The 18,119-nt window shown below is 33.5% G+C and carries 14 protein-coding genes; 3 read left to right on the top strand and 11 right to left on the bottom strand.

The annotated features are described in order from the left end of the window. Nucleotides 1-88: 88 nt before the first annotated feature. The 9 genes from DWX29_RS11460 to DWX29_RS11420 form a co-directional block, all read right to left on the bottom strand. Nucleotides 89-1,264, bottom strand: a complete 1,176-nt coding sequence (locus DWX29_RS11460) for a S41 family peptidase (RefSeq protein WP_118565897.1) — start codon at nt 1,262-1,264, stop codon at nt 89-91. A 99-nt stretch (nt 1,265-1,363) separates the two neighbouring features. Further along, on the bottom strand, nt 1,364-2,635 hold the full coding sequence (locus DWX29_RS11455; RefSeq protein ID WP_158574544.1) for a M23 family metallopeptidase: 1,272 nt from the start codon (nt 2,633-2,635) through the stop codon (nt 1,364-1,366). A gap of 102 nt (nt 2,636-2,737) precedes the next feature. Beyond that, a complete protein-coding gene (gene ftsX / locus DWX29_RS11450; protein WP_118565895.1) occupies nt 2,738-3,646 on the bottom strand; it encodes a permease-like cell division protein FtsX in 909 nt (302 codons plus the stop codon). A 2-nt stretch (nt 3,647-3,648) separates the two neighbouring features. Then, nucleotides 3,649-4,317 (bottom strand): cell division ATP-binding protein FtsE, encoded by a 669-nt coding sequence (ftsE, locus tag DWX29_RS11445; RefSeq protein WP_022088698.1) that lies wholly within the window; start codon nt 4,315-4,317, stop codon nt 3,649-3,651. An 82-nt stretch (nt 4,318-4,399) separates the two neighbouring features. Beyond that, the gene (locus DWX29_RS11440) at nt 4,400-5,491 is read right to left on the bottom strand and encodes a helix-turn-helix domain-containing protein (RefSeq protein WP_022088699.1); all 1,092 of its coding nucleotides are present in this window, start codon (nt 5,489-5,491) and stop codon (nt 4,400-4,402) included. 247 nt (nt 5,492-5,738) lie between these two features. Continuing rightward, entirely contained in the window at nt 5,739-6,857 is a 1,119-nt protein-coding gene (gene ugpC / locus DWX29_RS11435) for a sn-glycerol-3-phosphate ABC transporter ATP-binding protein UgpC (RefSeq protein WP_022088700.1), read from the bottom strand. A 164-nt stretch (nt 6,858-7,021) separates the two neighbouring features. Next, nucleotides 7,022-7,852, bottom strand: coding sequence for a S1-like domain-containing RNA-binding protein (locus tag DWX29_RS11430; RefSeq protein WP_022088701.1), 831 nt, complete (start codon nt 7,850-7,852; stop codon nt 7,022-7,024). A gap of 241 nt (nt 7,853-8,093) precedes the next feature. Then, entirely contained in the window at nt 8,094-8,801 is a 708-nt protein-coding gene (locus tag DWX29_RS11425; RefSeq protein WP_022088702.1) for an acyl-ACP thioesterase domain-containing protein, read from the bottom strand. Between the two features lie 3 nt (nt 8,802-8,804). Next, the gene (locus DWX29_RS11420; protein WP_022088703.1) at nt 8,805-10,319 is read right to left on the bottom strand and encodes an immunoglobulin-like domain-containing protein; all 1,515 of its coding nucleotides are present in this window, start codon (nt 10,317-10,319) and stop codon (nt 8,805-8,807) included. A gap of 369 nt (nt 10,320-10,688) precedes the next feature. Between DWX29_RS11420 and DWX29_RS11415 the strand changes: the two genes are divergently transcribed. The 3 genes from DWX29_RS11415 to DWX29_RS11405 are packed head-to-tail and all read left to right on the top strand — an operon-like array spanning nt 10,689 to nt 14,221. Then, entirely contained in the window at nt 10,689-11,471 is a 783-nt protein-coding gene (locus tag DWX29_RS11415) for a hypothetical protein (protein WP_118565894.1), read from the top strand. A gap of 23 nt (nt 11,472-11,494) precedes the next feature. Beyond that, complete coding sequence (locus DWX29_RS11410) at nt 11,495-13,156, top strand: MBL fold metallo-hydrolase (RefSeq protein ID WP_118565893.1); 1,662 nt, start codon at nt 11,495-11,497, stop codon at nt 13,154-13,156. Nucleotides 13,157-13,189: 33 nt separating this feature from the next. Next, on the top strand, nt 13,190-14,221 hold the full coding sequence (locus DWX29_RS11405; protein ID WP_118565892.1) for an asparaginase domain-containing protein: 1,032 nt from the start codon (nt 13,190-13,192) through the stop codon (nt 14,219-14,221). A 163-nt stretch (nt 14,222-14,384) separates the two neighbouring features. On the opposite strand, the gene DWX29_RS11400 is transcribed toward DWX29_RS11405, so the two are convergent. Together DWX29_RS11400 and rlmD are read right to left on the bottom strand one after the other, a co-directional pair. Further along, nucleotides 14,385-16,505: a SulP family inorganic anion transporter gene (locus DWX29_RS11400; RefSeq protein WP_118565891.1), complete on the bottom strand. Its 2,121-nt coding sequence runs from the start codon at nt 16,503-16,505 to the stop codon at nt 14,385-14,387. Nucleotides 16,506-16,718: 213 nt separating this feature from the next. Next, nucleotides 16,719-18,113, bottom strand: a complete 1,395-nt coding sequence (gene rlmD, locus DWX29_RS11395; RefSeq protein WP_118565890.1) for a 23S rRNA (uracil(1939)-C(5))-methyltransferase RlmD — start codon at nt 18,111-18,113, stop codon at nt 16,719-16,721. Between the last annotated feature and the right edge of the window lie 6 nt (nt 18,114-18,119).

The raw sequence follows: 18,119 nt of genomic DNA, 5'->3' as shown, positions 1-18,119 counted from the left end.
AGTATTGCTACCTGATTAGTATATCATTCAGGCAAAAAAAAGTACAGAACAAAATCGAACTTTTGTTCTGTACGCTTTTAACAATTTTTTATTCTTCTGACAATGTATCTATTGCTTTTTGTAACTGGTCATCTCTTTCTGTCTCAGAATTTTCTTCTACTTTAATATCCGGTTCAATGCCTGTTCCCTGAATATTAACTCCACTTGGTGTAAAATATCTCTGTATCGTAAGTTTTATTGCCGAACCGTCAGATAATGGCATTATTGTCTGTACAATCCCTTTTCCAAATGATGTATATCCTATTATTGTACCTGCCTTAAAATCTTTAATTGCCCCTGCAAAAATCTCTGCTGCACTGGCACTGTTTTCATTCTGTAAAACAACCATAGGCATATCAAGGCAATTTGCATCAGATTTTTGTTCCTCTTTATTGCCATCTTTATCCTCAGTGTACACCAAAACTCCCTCAGGCAAAATATCATCTAACATATTTACTACAGTTTTATACATTCCACCCGGATTATCTCTAACATCAAAAATAATAGACTTCATTCCCTGCTTCTTTAAACTTTCCAAGCCCTCTTTAAACTGATTGTATGTAACCTCATCAAATTCTGTTATCTGCATGTATCCTATATTATTATCAAGCATTTTTGTTTCTATTGTAGGAACATTAACTTCATCTCTTTCAATTTCCATATCAATATACTTTGATGTAGATGGACGATATACTGTGACTTTAACCTTAGTTCCTTTATCTCCTTTCATCTTTGCAACAACGGAGCTTAAATCTTCACCGGTTACTTCTTCATCTTCTACTTTATATATAATATCCTTAGCTTTAACACCCGCTTTATCTCCAGGTGCTCCGTCAAATACTCTAACTGCAGTAATTACTCCCGTATCATTATTCTGGCTAACAACAACACCTATTCCACAGTAGCTTCCGCTAGTACTTTCAAGCAATGACTGATATTCTTCTTTTGTATAATACACAGAATATGGATCATCTAATCCATTTAAAAGACCTTTATAAATACTGTCTTTTATTTTTTCATCATTCTTATTGTCATTGTAATCCAAATAATAATCATCAATCAATTTATTTAGATAATTCATCTTTGTCTGTACTTGTGATGCAATGTTATCTGAGCTATTTGTCTTAATTATTGTTGAAATTGTACCTGCTGCAAATCCACCTCCAAATACAAACACAACAACCAAAATTACGCCTATTATTTTAGCAGCTTTCTTTTTTTTCATAATTTATATGTCTCCTTATAATAGTTATTTATATTTTTGCCGTATATAACAGAACAAAGGCACCCACTATTTTATCTTAGTAGTGTGCCTTCGTTTTCTTTATTTGCTCACGTAATTCCAAGGACTTACATATGCCCCATTTAATCGTACACTAAAATGCAAATGATTTCCTGTTGACGAACCTGTTGTTCCTACAAGCCCTATAACGTCTCCCGCACTTACATTTTGTCCTGCTGATACAATTAATGCAGAACAATGCATATATACAGTATATACACCATTGCCGTGATCTATTCCAATCCAGTTTCCTGCTGTTGTACTATAGTTTGCCCACGCAACCTGTCCTGATGCGGCTGCCACAATTCTTGTTCCTGCCGGAGCCGGTATGTCTATACCTGAATGATATGACTGTTTGCCTGTAAATGGATCTGAACGGTATCCAAAATCAGATGATACTGTGCTATATCCAGGCAAAGGCCAAATATATCCTGTTGCAGAATTTACGGTATTTTGTGTACTTCCTGCATTGCTGTCAGTATTTGGTTTTGTCTGAGTTACTCCTGTTGAAGCAGAACTCTGTCCTGTACTTTTATTAGCATTCTGAGCTGCAAGTGCTGCTTTTCTTGCTGCCTCTTCTCTTGCCTTTTCAATGCTTTCCATTTCCTGAATAACCTGTTTCTGATTGCTGATTTCATCATCTATATTATCTTTGCTTTTCTTTCCTGCAGCAATCAGGTTATTATATTCTTCCATTTCTTTTTCTTTTGCATCAGACAATATCTGCAAATCGCTCTTTTGTTTTGAAAGCTTTGTTTGCAAATTCTCTAAATTAGTTTTACTGTCTTCTAACGCAACTTGAGTATCAGCAATTTCCTGCTTTGTCTCTTTCATTTTATTTAACATTTTTCTGTCATATGATGAAATTTCTGATATGTATTCTGCCTTATTAAGAAAATCTCCAACACTCTTTGATGACAAAATCAAATCCAACATCTGTGTATCGCCATTTTCATACATAAACTGTATTCTAAGTTTCATCGCAGCATACTGATTCTCTATGCTTGTCTGAGCATTCTCTAATTTTTTCTCATTTTTCTTTATTTTCTTTTCAGTTTTATCAAGTTCATTCTCGTTGTCATACATTTGTTTTGAAATAGCTGAAACCTGAGAATCCACTGTATTAATAAATGTTTTTGCGTCAGCCTTTGATTTTTCCAAACCATTAATCTGCTGTTGAACATCTTCCTGCTCATTCTGCAAATTATTTAATTTATCTTTTTCGTCCTTAATTGTAGCTCTAGACGGCACTGCCGTTCCTATTATTAAGCTAAGGACAAGAAATCCACACAATATCTTGTTTCTTTTTTTCATGAACATTCTCCTCATATATGTGTTGCCCCCTCCCTTCGGTCGGCGGCTATTCGTCGGAAACATTTATAGAAAATGAACTTTGTTCATTTTGTTTCCTCCTCCTTAAACCTTTAAGTGCTTTCTAATTGATAAAATACTTCCTACAAATCCAATTCCTGCACCGATTCCTAATCCCATAGGAACCAATACTGCAAAAATTGTGCTCTGTGGTAAAAATACAATTATAGAAGATAATGCGCTAAACTGCTGCATTACGAATTCGACAACCTTTTCATATAACACTTTAATAAGTACTAATGGAATTGTTGCTCCTACTAAACCTATAACTATACCTTCTATGATAAATGGTGCTCTTACAAAAATATTTGAAGCACCAATTAACTTCATTACTTTTATTTCTTTCTTACGAACAGAAATACCAATCATTACCGTATTACTAATAAGGAAAATACCTACAGCAAGCAATACAACAATTATGGCTACAGATGCATATCCAACAAGCCTTCCAAAGCTTGTCATTGCGCTTACTGTTCCTTCTGAATAATTTACTGCTCTTACACCCTCTACCTGAGACATCTCATCTGAAAAGCTTTTCTGGTCTTCTATATTTTTCAAATATACTGTATAAGATGCTGAATTTGCCAACGGATTGTCATCCTTAAATCCTTCTGCTAAATCTTCATTCTGTTTAAAATATTCTACTTTAAAAATATCCCACGCTTCTTCTGCTGAAGTAAATGTGTAATTTGCCACTTTATCATTTGCAGCTATCTGCGCCCCTATGGCATCAATTCCTGCCTGATCTATTCCTTTGTTAAAAAATATAGTAATTCCTACCTGGTCTTCTGCTGATTTTACAATGTACTGGAAATTTACTACAATTGTATAAAACATACCAATCAGAAATACACAGGCAGCTATTGTACTAATCGAAGCAAGTGAAAATAATTTGTTTCTCTTTATATTTACAAGCCCTTGCTTAAGGCAATATAATGCTGTTCTAATTTTCATCTTTAATCCACCTTACTGTCGCTTACCTTTATTCCTTTTTTCATTGTAATTACTCTTTTTTGCATTCGCTCAACTATTTCCATATTATGCGTAACTACAACTACCGTCGTTCCCTGTTTGTTAATCTCATCCAACAATTTCATGATTTCCCATGAATTTCCCGGATCCAGGTTTCCGGTTGGCTCATCTGCCAACAACAATGCCGGCTTATTTACCAACGCTCTTGCAAGTGCAACTCTCTGCTGTTCACCACCTGATAACTCATTTGGAAATGACTTATATTTTTCAGAAAGCCCAACTAAAGATAACATTCTAGGAACATTTTTCTTTATTTCTCTTGTGGACACACCTATTACTCTCTGTGCAAATGCGATATTTTCATATACATTTCTATCTTTCAAAAGACGGAAATCCTGAAATACAACTCCTACTTTTCTTCTGTATTTTGCAGTCTTTCCTGATCTTAGTTTTCTTAATTCAGTATCGTTTACGATAATTTTTCCTTCTGTCGGTTCTAATTCCTTCAAAAGTAATTTAATAAATGTTGATTTGCCTGAACCGCTTGTTCCTACAACAAATACAAACTCTCCATCTTCAATTTCTATATTAAGGTTACTTAGCGCCGGTGCACCATTACCATACGACTTAGTAACATTTTCAAAAGTAATCATTTTCTTTGTCCTCTCACCCTGCCGTGACTCCTAAAAGCATTTGAAATGCGCAGAAAAACTGCGCATTCCATTATAGCCGTATTTAGAATTCATTCATACTATCCATGTAATTCATATATTTTACTACCATTAATGCAATCTTAAATGTTATTGCATCTTCAAACACTCTTAAATCAAGTCCTGTGCTCTTTTGTAATTTATCTAATCTGTATACAAGTGTATTTCTATGAATATATAACTGTCTTGATGTTTCAGATACATTCAAATTATTTTCAAAGAACTTATTTATTGTTGTAAGTGTTTCTTCATCAAAATCATCAGGTGACTTTCCATTGAAGTTTTCCTTTATAAACATCTTACAAAGAGGAATAGGTAACTGATAAATCAAACGTCCAATTCCTAAGTTGTTATATGCAATAACACTCTTATTGCTATAGAAAATCTTTCCTACATCTAAAGCCATCTTTGCTTCCTTATAAGAACGTGACACTTCTTTTAATTCTGAAATAATTGTACCATATGCAACTGTTGCCTTAACCATTGCTTCTGTATTTAACATATCAACAATTGTTTCTGAAATCTTCTGAACATCTTCATATCCTTGTTTTTCTTCAAGATTCTTAATTAATATTATGCTCTTTTCATCTACTGCTGTAATAAAATCTTTCTTCTGTGTTGCAAATAATGTTCTGACAGTTTCTAATGCAACACTGTCTTTTTCATTCTTTGTTTCAATAATGCACACAACTCTTCTTGTATCCATGTCTATGTGCAATTTCTTAGCTCTGTTATAAATATCAACCAACAAAAGATTATCTAACAAAAGATTCTTTATGAAATTATCTTTATCAAATCTTTCTTTATACGCTACCAAAAGATTCTGTATCTGGAAGGCTGCCATCTTTCCAATCATAAATACATCATCATTTGCTCCCTGAGCTATTAAAATTAATTCTAACTGGTTCTCATCATATACCTTAAAAAATTGGTATCCCTGAACAGACTGGCTATCTGCCGGTGAACCTGCGAATGCAATTATAGCATCTTTAAACTGGTTTCCAATCTGGGAAGTACTGGCAACTATTTTTCCATCTGTATCAGCAACATATAAGTCAACTCTTGATATGTCTTTTACTCCTTTGATTGTTGATTGTAGTATCTGATTTGAAATCATTCTGTATACCTCTATTTCTTTTTAATTTAATGCATCCCAACATTTTGTTTTCTAAGAAATTATAATTTAAAATTATAAATTTTGTGTGTACGTAAATCTTTTCTGACTAGAGTTTATCTTTTTATTTTCATCAAAATAAGCTCAACACATTCTTATCTTATAGTTTAATATAATTTTCATTAAAAAAAAAGAGAAAATACACTTTTTTTGTGCATTTCCTCTTTTTTTCACATTTATTTCATTTTTACTAGTTTGTGATAACCTGTTCTGTTTCTTTATCAAAGATATGCAACTTTGTAAGATCCATTGCCATTCTTACTTCATCACCAGGTCTAGCCTGTGTACGAGGATTTACTCTTGCTGTACAATCGAATCCTTCTACATCGAAATATAAGTAAACTTCAGCACCTAATAATTCGTATAATCTGATTGTTGTTGTAAATACACTTTCAGGTGACATTTCAATGAAGCTTTCTTCATCATGAATATCTTCTGGTCTGATACCCATAACAACTGTCTTTCCAACATATCCGCCTTCAACTAAAGCTCTAGCCTGATCAGCTGGTACTGTGATGTACTGTCTTGCCTGACCAATGTGAAGTTTAACATCTTCTCCATCTCTTTCAACTTCAGCGTCGATGAAGTTCATCTGTGGTGATCCCATGAATCCTGCTACGAATAAGTTAACCGGATTATCATATAAGTTCTTAGGTGAATCTACCTGCTGAACTACACCATCTTTCATAACTACGATTCTTGTACCAAGTGTCATAGCTTCTGTCTGGTCATGAGTAACGTAAATGATTGTTGCTCCTAATCTCTTATGAATCTTAGCAATTTCAACACGCATCTGAACTCTTAACTTAGCATCTAAGTTTGAAAGAGGTTCATCCATTAAGAATACCTTAGGATCACGAACGATTGCACGACCCATAGCAACTCTCTGTCTCTGACCACCTGATAAAGCCTTTGGCTTTCTGTCAAGTAAGTGTTCCAAATCAAGAATCTTAGCTGCTTCTTTAACTAATCTTTCAATTTCAGCCTTAGGTACTTTTCTTAACTTAAGACCGAACGCCATATTATCATATACTGTCATATGTGGATACAAAGCGTAGTTCTGGAAAACCATTGCGATATCTCTATCTTTAGGTTCTACATCGTTAACTAACTTGTCTCCAATATATAATTCTCCTGATGAGATTTCTTCAAGACCTGCAATCATACGAAGTGTTGTTGACTTACCACAACCTGATGGTCCTACGAAAATGATAAATTCCTTATCCTTGATTTCAAGGTTAAAATCTTTTACTGCAACAAATCCGTTAGGATATACCTTGCTAATGTTTTTTAATGATAAACTTGCCATAAGTTCCTCCTCTAATATCTAGTGCCTGGCGCAACATACTCCGCAAATCACGCCTCCGTACTCTTCTTTATTACAGTGGTTATTGTAAATCAGCCCCAGAGAAAATTCTATATTGTAAATAGCCAAAATATAATTTTATAATTTGGCTAAATTGTATATCGGCATTATTCTTTTGTTAAATTTATTGAATTTACCCCAATTGACACCTTATGTTCTTTGAGCAATCTGCCGATACCACGCTTAAATTCGTTTTTACTCATATTAAAATCATTTTTAATAACTTCAGGTTTTGCCTTATCTGTATATGGTAATTCTCCACCCATAGCCTCTATTATTTCGTATATTTTCTTTGCATCGTCTTCCATTTGCAAATATGCTTTCTTCTGGAGGCTCAAATCCATCTTGCCATCTTTTCTTACATTTATGACTCTTGCTTCAATCTGCTCACCTATCTGAACATTTCTGTGGAGTTCTCTTTTTAAAAGCATTCCGTGATATTTGTTATCTACTGCTACAAATGCTCCAAATCTTTCATTATAATTGTAAACTATACCTGAAACCTGATCATCTTTCACATATGGTGGATTATCTTCCAAATAATCGTATACATTCATGGTTCCACATAATCTGCTACTCTTATCAATATATAAAGCTATCAAGTATCTTTCACCCGGTCTTACCTGCGTTGTCTGTTCTTTATATGGAAGGAACAAATCTTTTTCAAGTCCCCAGTCAAGATATGCTCCATTTTTTGAAACATCTTTTACTGTAAGCATTGCTACTTCACCTAATGTTAATAGTGGCTGATTTACAGTAGAAATCAGTCTGTCCTCTGAATCTCTGTATATAAATACTTTTATTGAATCGCCAACACTAATATCCTGTGGTACCTGTTTCTTTGGTAACAATACCTGTTCTCTTTCATCCCCAAGATATACTCCTATTGTTGACTTTCTAACTACCTTTAATATCTGATATTTTCCTAATTCAATCATGTGTTTCCGTCCTTTCTGTATCTGTTTTTATTTATAAATATTTAAATGCCTGCCATAAGATATTTTCTAACTATTTTTTAATTTTAATCAGACATTTTATTAATTATTTACGACTTTATTATATTTTATAAGGCGGGAGATTTCTACTCCCGCCTTAATATTTTTATTCATTATTCCTAAAATGTTAGTCTAAAATCATTTATCATTATTCCTGAGTAATGAATTGTTTTATTTTATAATGCTATTTATTTTGCAGTCTTACCTTTGCCAGTACATTCTCATCTTTATCTTCAAATGTAATTTCAATTTCATTTTCCTCACGATGCAAATATGCTGTCATCATTTCGCCTTCCATAGCTTCCTTATTATAGATAATATCAACCTCATAGTATTCAAAATCTGCAGGTACAAATTCTGCTGCAACCCTTAAGTAATCAGCATTATTCATATGACCATTATTATCTATATAAGTCTTTAGGACTTTAAATTCACCAACTTTTTCCCTTTCAGAAGAGAATTTGATTTTTCTGTCAGCCTTCAAATCATTTATTCCTTCTTCAATTACATATCCTTTTCTTTCTTCCTCGGATACTCTTATGGGATGGCGTGTTTCCATGTCCATTAAAACCCATATACTATCGGCTTCTACTAATTTTTCACCATCTAGCGATTCTATTTGAAATTTTCTGTCTCCATAAAAGCTGCTAAAACTACTTGCTGCCGTTCCAACACGGACTTTTTCGCCATATCTTAACTTCTTTTTTAATGAGATTTTGTATGAAACAAGTATCCATCCTTTGTTAACCTGTTTCATATGCTCAACTCCCATTCCTATGCTTGAAGACTGCATATTAGTGCAATCCTGCAGCAAATTTAAAATTCCATATAGTGGCAAATTTCCATTTCTGTCAACAGCACTGTAGCTTATCATTGTTTCAAATGTATACATATCTTAATATCTTTCTGACCAATCTTTATCCTGATTAGCTGAATTTTTTGTTGTCTGTGGTGCAGTTGTTTCTTCCTGCTTTGTTGTCTCAGCAGGCTTTGTTGTTTCTGGTGTAGTAGTTGTTTCTGGAGCCTTTGTTGTCTCCGGTACAGTAGTTGTTTCAGGTGTCTTAGCAACTACTGTTACTGTTACTTCAACTTCTCTTCTTGTATAAGCAATTCCTCTGTTAGCTGCTGCATATACTACCTTGTATGTTCCGGGAACATTTGAATTAACTGTACCTGTAATGCTTACATTCTTAGCGATATCAATAGCAACGCCCTTAAATGTCTTTAATTCTGAAACATATTTTAATGGTTCAAATATTTCACCCTGATTAATTGTAATGTTAGTGTTTACAGTTAATTTAACTCCTCTGTCAACAACATTGTACTTAACTGTTGTTGTTCTTGTTTTCTTATTATTTCCTGTTACTTTGTATACAACTTTGTAAGTTCCTGCTTTATCAAATGTAACATTTCCCTGTTTTACTCTTACTTTGTTGCCTGCTTCATCAATAACTTTTACCTTGATTTTCTGAGTCAAATCTTTTCCTGATGCTGCCTGTGCTGTTACACCATTTAAAAGATTCTGAGTTGTTGTCATCGCAACTGTCTTTTTCTTTTTATCAACTAAAATCGTAGGTTTCTTATTATCAATAACATTAAATTTAAATGTCTTGCTTGTCTTCTTTCCAAGTTTATCTGTTATTCTATATGTAACTTTATATTTACCAACTTTTGCTGTATTTACTTTTCCTTTTACTTTAACCTTTGCTTCTTTAGCTGTTAATTCATTTCCAGCTGAATCCTTAATTAAAACTAAGTCTTTTACATTAACCTTTGAACCAAGTTTAACTGTAGCTGTTTTAGCTGTTATTGTTGGCTTGTTTCCTCTGAATGGATTCTTTGGGTCTGGGTCTGTTGGGTCCCATGAAGTACGTGATTTTGTTGAAAGTGGTGTAAATGATGGTCTTCCTAATGGATCATCTTTCTTTGTTCCGTTAAAAATAACTACCTTTGTTTTTAATGCACAATTGTCATAAATCCATTTTGCATCTTTGCAAAGTAAACGAACACATCCGTGAGATGCTTTGTTACCCATTACGTTGTATGCTGATACTGACATTGTTGACTTATCACCATTTTTGTAATACCAAACTGAGTGGAAAAGTATTCCATCCCAAGTAATTCTTGTACAGTACTGTGCATAGCAGTTACCAATCATTTCATGCCATTTATATTTTACAGGAGTATAAAATGTTCCTACAGGTGTTTCATTACTTGGAGAACAAATCATAGCCTTAACCGGCTTCCCGTCTTTATCATAGACTGTAACACAGTTTGTCCCTTTATTAACTTTAATAACGTAATCTGTTCTTTCTTCAGCCTGTACCGGTGTACTAAACTGACCAACTGTAGTAACACAAAGTACTAATGAAAGTACTAACATCATTAATTTTTTCTTCATTGTTTCCATAATTCCTTTCCTATAATATAAGGGTTATTTATAATCGTAAAATATTATACACTTTAAATTTTGAATAATCAAATACTATTGGATTTTAATTTTAAATAGGTTATAATCGACTTATTAAAATTGTTTCAATTCACATCATACACATATGATGTTGTGGCAAAAGTCCCGATTTTTACGCCCATGGATTGTTATGTACTACGTACTCCTACCGGCATCACACATATTATATTATTAATATTTATTACAAATGTTATCTCTTTAAAATTTCATTTGGTGACATCAATGGATACACTTAAAAAAAATATGACGTTTGTATTATTTTTTTAGTTTATACATATTAATTTTGTACATATTAATAAGGAGGATTCTATGAAATTATCCCGTGGTAAACTTAGTATAATTTTATTTTTACTTGGTTTCTTATTTATTGTTTTAGATGTTAATATCGACACAGGAATAGCATATCCTAACAATTACAATAACTCTGACAACGTTATTGGCGAATTTCAATATTATAATATTAAATCAACTTATGGAGCTTCCTGTACTTATAAAATGATAGAAGACAAGCATGACAGCTCTTTGTCTGATGATAATTCAGATGCAGTTTCAACTAACGAGGCCAAAGTAATTGACAAAGTATTTTTTGACAATATTCATATAGATATTTTTAATGATATTGTCGGATTTATTTTAATTGCAATCGCCGCTTTTCTTCTCAAGAACAAAGGCAGCCGTCAATTTAATTATGCTATATTACTCAGTATTATTTCTTTAATTCTCAGCATTATTATTTATATTCTGCCATTTTTCATTAATGGAATATTACTTTGTAATTTAGTATTTGCTATTGGTTTTGCATATTTGTTCGCTGGTGTTATAACAACATTTTTTTACACTCACGGCTTTCTTAAATTAGCTCCGGGAATTGCATGTCGTGATGAGCGTGGTTGGATAAAAGCTACATGGTATGTAAGCGTAGTGGGATTTGTATTGGCAACTTTTGTTTACTGGCTCGGTTCCGATTATCATGCTTTAATTGTAACCGGCAATCTTTTTACGTTTGTAATTATTTGTCTTATTGTTGTATACTATTTATTAGCGAAAAGGTGTTTAGACTATATTAATGAAAATTATAATTCACAAAAATAATATTAAAGCCGAGGTTTAACATTATGAGTATTAATTTTTCATTACGAATGAAAAAATCTGTCAGGCATATATTTTTTGTATGCCTGATTTTTATTTTACAATTATATCTGCCTCAATTTATTGTTGATGCTAACGCAGGACAAATGTCAATGACTGCCATTTATGCCGGACGTGGAGATTGCATTTTAATGGAAAGTGAAGGACATTATATGCTTGTTGATTCAGGTGTTAATACAGAAACTGAAAATATTGTTACTTATCTTAAATCACTCGGAATCTCAAAAATTGACTATGTTGTTTCCACGCATCCTGATGGAGACCATGTCGGTGGATTTGCCCGTATCTTTAAAGAATTTGAAATCGGAGAAACTTTTTGTTCTCCATGCTCAAAAGATTTAGATGTATTTTATGCCTTTATGGAAGCTTTAAAAGCTGAAGGATGCCCTTATTCTAACCCTTCATATCTTCAAAGCTGGTCATTTGGCGATGCCACAGTCACATGCTTATATGATGGAACTATGGGCTCAACTTATAATGAATGTAGTCTTGTTTTAAAAGTTACCTGCGATGACAGATCAGTTGTGTTGACCGGAGATTTGCCTTCTACGATGGAAGAAAAGTTATTGGCAATGGGAATTGATTTTAAATGCGATGTATTAAAAGTTGGTCATCATGGTGCCGCATTATCTTCTTGTGCGGATTTTTTAGATGCATGTGCACCATCAATGGCTGTTATTTCATCCGAAAGGAGCAATGAGACTACTCTTCCAAAACCATCTGTTCTTAAACGATTGGCTAGAAGATTTATTAAAACTTACCGCACTACAGACGGTAATGTTAAAATTAACTTTGTAAATGGCGAAATAACTACAGATGCCCAGGAAAATAATCCATATGTTTCTTTGAAAAATGCTTCTGTAACTCTTAGCCAAAACATTTATACGTGCAACGGCTCAGAGCAACGCCCTGACGTAACAGTAACTTATAACGGACAGGTTGTATCTCCTGACAATTACACTGTCGATTATTCAGACAATGTATATTCCGGCGTAGGTTCTGTTAAAGTAATAGGAAATGAGATTAAATATTTAAGTTCATGTTCCGCTGATTTTTTAATTTTACCAAAGCAAGCTAAAATTACATCAGCTAAAATTAGCCGTTCCAATGAAATTAATTTAAAATGGACTACCCAAAACGGAGTAAGCGGGTACACTATACAATATTCTAAAGACAAAAAATTTAAAAAGCACGTAAAAACTATTAAGGTTGACGGAAAGGATTCAAAAACCGTCATCAAAAAGCTTCCTTATAATACAAAATATTATATACGTATGCGTGCTTATACTAATAATGTAGGAATTGGGAATTGGAGTAAAACAGTTTCAGCAAAAACTAAAAAGCAACCTAAACTTGATTCCGTTAAATTTGCAAAGAAGAAACTAAACAAGTCTAAAGAACTCAAGCTTACATGGAAAACTGATAAAAATTGTGACGGATATTTTATTCAGTATTCCTATGATAAGTCATTTAAAAAAGGTGTCAAAACCGTCCGTGCATCAGGTGGCAAGACATCTACATATAAAAAACATTTGAAAAAGAAGAAAACATATTATTTTAGAATCCGTCCATATAAAATGGGAGTTCCTGCAATAAACTATGGAAAAATTATTAAGGTTCGTACATAATTTTGCAACGCTTCCAATACTTAGGAGCAATTTATGAAGAAAATTTTAGTCATTTTAACCGGAGGAACTATTGGAAGCAAAGTCGAGGGAAAAATTATCAATACCACTGCTGCTTCCTCTTATAGACTTCTTCAGTTATATAATGAGAAATATGCTGATGATACTGAATTTGAAGTAATTCAGCCGATTAATATTTTAAGTGAAAATCTTACTCCTGTAGAGTGGGGCGTTTTATGCAATTGCCTTTTGGAATTAAATTTTGAAAAATATCAGGGAATCATTATAACACATGGTTCTGATACACTTTCCTATACATCAGCTTTAATTGGAACAATGTTTGAAAATTGTTCTATTCCAATTGTACTTGTTGCAAGCAATCTTGCTTTGGGACTTCCCGGCAGTAATGGCATGAACAATTTCAGAAATGCTGTATGTTTTATCAAATCAAGTGGCATAAATGGCGTTTTCACTATTTTTGAAAATAATAAAGGCGAAATCCCTGTTTATCTTTCCACTCATATTGTGGAATCTGACCCATTTACGGACCAGTTTCGCAGTTTTACAGGCAAATATTTTGGCAAAATGATTGATGAAAGATTTTTTGCTAACGAGAGCTATCCTCATTTGTCAGAATCCCATAAATTAAATATATCATTTAAAAATGCACCTGATTTTAATAATATTTGCAATAATTCGGAGCACTGTAAAACTACAGACGCTCACTCTGCTTTATGGAGTGGGAACTTTAACAATGGGATATTATTAATTCGTCCTTATCCGGGTCTAAAATATGGCAACATTGATTTAAGTGCAAAGCCAAAAGCTGTCCTTCATTATATGTATCATTCAGCAACGGCATGTACAACTGACAGTTATTCTATTATTGATTTTGCAAAAAAATGTATAGATTTAGGAATAGATTTTTACTGTGCATCATTTAAAAGCAAAGATGCAGCCTTATACGACAGCAGTGCAAAAATTATAGATACCGGTGTAACTCCTCTTTACAATATTTCTTGCGAAGCTGCTTATGCGAAATTGATGATTTTATATAATTGCGGTTAGTTAAACAGATTCGCTATTAGTTTTATTGTGTATTAGATTAAAATAATACATTTAATTTTTCCTATACCCGATTCTGTTATACTGGGTACAGGAAAAATTAAGTTGCTATCATCATTTTATAAAAAATACAGACCGAATATTAGAAATCCGGTATATGAACGATTTAGTTACTATCATCACTTTCCCTTAAATGCTCAATAAGATTAAATACTTCAGGATGTCTTTGTCTTAAATGTTCATCAAGAATATGCCTTCTTTTCTTGAATCGCCCTGCCATTTCCGGATGCTCATTTTTGATTCTCTCATGGATTTCTTTTCTATGTTCCTCAAATCTGGTAGCAATGCTCTTTTCATCTTTTCCTGAAATATTAACGATTTCCTTCAAATGTTCTTCTAAATGTTCTAACCATTCATCCTCGTCAAATGCATCCATGTGTGACCAGCTTCCGTGGAAAAGTTTTTCGATATCTCCCGTTTTCTTTAGCTGTTGAATCTGTAAAACTATCTGTTTTTCTATTTGCTCCTCGCTTTCAGCTCCAAACGCCCATACGAATTCCTGTACTTTGTTATCCGCACGCTTTCTTGAAGCACTTCTTTCTTCATTTTCAATTCCACCCTCTAACGGATATGGTCTTGCGATTCCCATATCTTTTAATGCTATATGTATTGTTCTTCTTACCCTTCCCTCTTCAATCATATATCCAAGCCCAAGAGTTCTTATCTGCTCATTTACCTTTGCTATATGCTCGGTCATGTAAAATCGTATTCCTTTTTCCTTCAAGGATTTATATAACATTGCAAGTCTGTCTGCTGCTGTTATATCTATGCTTCCTATTCCGCTTGCATCTAAAATTACTGCCTTTGTATCAGGTTTTATACTGTCTTCTATATCACGCTGTAGCACTCCGATATTTGCAAAAAACAAATTACTGCTAAATCTGTAAATAATTACACCTTCTATGGCATGAATCTGATTTCCTTCTTTCAAATCCCTAAAATGTCTATGTCCAGGCTGTATTCCAAGAAAACATCTTGATGGTTTTGAAGTTCTTATAATCATTTCTGTAAACGAAAGAATTATTCCTATTAAAACTCCATTTATTGTTCCAAGTAATAGTACGCCTAAAAATGCTCCTACAAAAATAAGAAATTCTGTTCTGCTCAATTTCCAAAGTCGTGCTGCAAGGTCAAACTCTGTTGCTCCCAAAAGTGCTGAAATAACAATTGCTGTTAAAATTGGTATTGGCAAATAACCTATAAACCCTGTTCCACAAATAAGCAACACTATCATTGAAAGTCCTGCAACAATTCCTGTAAGTTGAGTTTTTGCCTGATATTGTTCTCCCATTGCAGTACGTGAGACGGAACCATTAATTGGACAGCATCCTGTAAATGCCGCCATAAAATTTCCAACTGAAAAAGCCAGGATTTCCTGATTATCATTTATACGATAATTATTTTTTTGTGCGAAACTATTTTCTGCCAATAAGGTTTCTGCCATTATTACTACTGCTACAGATAAACTTATTGTTATTGTCTGCTGAATCGAAATAATAGAAAAATCCGGAATGCTCCACTTTGGGAGCCCCGGTTCCACGGCACTTAAAGTATTTATTCCCCAATCTCTTATTGGCATATTTAATGTTATTATTGTTCCCGCAAACATAAGCACTACTGCCATTGGAAACTTTGGTATTAATTTTTTTGAAACTAATAATATAACAAGAGCTATCACCCCCATTATTACAGATGGAATATTTATGTGTTTTCCTGTTTCAAATATGTGCTCTGCCAGCTCAAAAAATTCTCCTGTTCCTGATGTTCCACCTATTATTTTAGGAATCTGCATTAATATAATCGTTGTACATATTCCTGTTATAAATCCACCCATTACAGGTGCTGAAATATAATTTACAAGTTTTCCTGCTTTCATAAAATAGAACGCAAGCAACCATACTGCCACAAAAAAAGTCATTACCGGAACTGCTGCAATCGCCTCATCTGAACCTAACTCTATATTAAGACTTAACAAAGCCGAGCCAATAAGAGCTGCCGGAGCTGCATCGACTCCAAATATAAATTGTGGTGACGAGGAAAATATTGCAAATGCAAGTATTGGGAATACCGAACCATATAATCCGTAAACTGCAGGCAGTCCGGCAATTTGTGCATATCCCATTGATATAGGAATAGACACGGCCATTATTATAATTCCGGCAATTATATCTTTTATAAGATTTTTTCTATCATAATTTTTTAAAGTATGTAATAGTTTTATTTTCATTTTTCAGCCTTTCAGTTTTTCTTTTATTGTAGCACTAAATCTTTCTCAATGAACACATATGTATTTTAGTTATTTAGAAACTGTACAAAATTATACGTACCCCTTTCATTGTATTTCCAGTAAAAGGGGGTACATATCAAAATGTCAGCCTCTAACTTTTGGCCTTTATAGTCATATATTTCTGCCAAATCTTTATCTAGCATTACCTGCCCCTTAGTTAGGTTCTTTTCGGCTGAGCAAGCACACCGTCTCCACATGAACGGTTTGACCAAACATATCGCATGGCGTTGCTTCCTTTAATTTATATCCATTCTCGCTAAGCCATTTTACATCTCTTGCAAGTGTTGCACTGTCGCAACTTACATACACAACACGCTTTGGATTCATTTTTACAATTGTAGACAATAATTTTTCATCACACCCTTTTCGCGGAGGGTCAACAACTATAACATCCGGTTTACACTCAGCTTCATTTTCGTGTTTAGAAAAATATTCTGCAACCACATCTTCTGCAGCTCCCACAAAAAATTCTGCATTATTTATATTATTTATTTTTGCATTTAATCTTGCATCTTCAATTGCTTCAGGTACAATTTCTACACCTAGCACTTTCTTTGCCTTCTTTGCGAGAAATAAGGAAATGCTTCCGATTCCACAATATAAATCCCATACAATTTCATTTCCCGACAAATCAGCATATTCCAATGCCTTATTATATAATTTTTCTGTCTGAACCGGATTTACCTGGAAAAATGACAATGGCGAAATTCTAAATTTAACATCTCCAATATAATCTTCGATATATCCCGGTCCATACAAGTTTATAATTTTGCTGCCTAAAATTACATTGCTCTTATTTGTATTAACATTTAAGGACACACTGTGCATACCTTCTAGTTTACATAACTTTTCTACTAATTCATCTTTATTTGGTAACTTTCTACCATTTATAATGATGCATACCATTATCTGTTTTGTTTTTGCACCTATTCTTATAAGGACATGACGCACTAATCCTTTATGCGTAACCTCGTTGTATGGTTCAATCTGATATTTAGTCATGAATTTTTTCACAATATCCATAACTTCTTTATTAATGTCTCTGCCATCTAATTTAAGTCCTAAATCACAACTGTCAATTCCAATAATTGAATGTGTCCTTCCGGCATAAAATCCTGAAACAATATTTCCTTCTTTATCTATGCCCACAGGAAACTGTGCTTTGTTTCTATAATTAAATGGTTCCTCCATCCCTATTATATCTTTCATTACAAAGTCATCCTGTCCACCAATTCGTACAAGATTGTTATACACTTTATTCTGCTTGAACTTAAGCTGTTCTTCATAACTTAAGCACTGAATCTGACATCCACCACACTGTCTTGCCACACTACAACGCGGAGTCACTCTATCTTTTGATGGTTTATTAATCTCCATAAGTCTTGCAAATCCAAAATTTTTATTTGCCTTCATTACTTTGACAGTGACTTCATCACCAATTACCCCATCTTTGACAAAGAGAGTATAGCCATCAACTTTGCCTATACCCTCTCCGTTTACTCCTAAATCTTCAATTGTTAAATCTATAATATCGTTCTTTCTAACCATGAATAT

The organism is Eubacterium sp. AF19-12LB (assembly GCF_003479125.1).
GTDB lineage: Bacteria > Bacillota > Clostridia > Lachnospirales > Lachnospiraceae > Eubacterium_U > Eubacterium_U album.
Note: the sequence above shows the minus strand (reverse complement) of the source record. Positions and strands in the feature narration are given on the sequence as shown.